The organism is Pseudoalteromonas sp. S558, from assembly GCF_005886635.1.
Classification (GTDB): domain Bacteria; phylum Pseudomonadota; class Gammaproteobacteria; order Enterobacterales; family Alteromonadaceae; genus Pseudoalteromonas; species Pseudoalteromonas aliena.
The window spans coordinates 1-348 of record NZ_PNDU01000276.1; the positions used below are offsets into that span (position 1 = coordinate 1).

Annotated in this window: 1 protein-coding gene; it reads left to right on the forward strand. The window is 37.1% G+C overall.

Annotation, left to right across the window (positions count from 1 at the left end):
• Positions 1-319 (forward strand): endonuclease/exonuclease/phosphatase family protein (locus tag CWB66_RS16820; RefSeq protein WP_138586266.1); only part of this gene is annotated, 319 nt, incomplete at its 5' end.
• Positions 320-348: the final 29 nt, after the last annotated feature.

The window sequence follows — 348 nt, forward strand, 5'->3', positions numbered from 1 at the left end:
ACACGAAGCGGCGCAAAATGAAGAGGGCCCGTGGATAATAGCTGGAGATTTAAATGTTGTGCCTTGGTCTCAATATTTCGATTGGGACAAAGATAGAACCTGCTTTGGAGAAAGTAGCTATGTGAGTTTTATGCCTTTTGAGCGAGGTCGATTTAGGCTGATCGGATTGCCTATTGATCATTGTATTATAAGTGAGCAAATTAGCTTGCATGGAGTCGTCGTCAGTGAGTTTAAAGGTAGCGATCATAGAATGTTAAGTTATGATCTAAGTATTAATAATACCAATTTTACTAAAAGTATGACCATTCTAGCGTATTAAATAACCCACTAACTACGTTAAAAATTAAT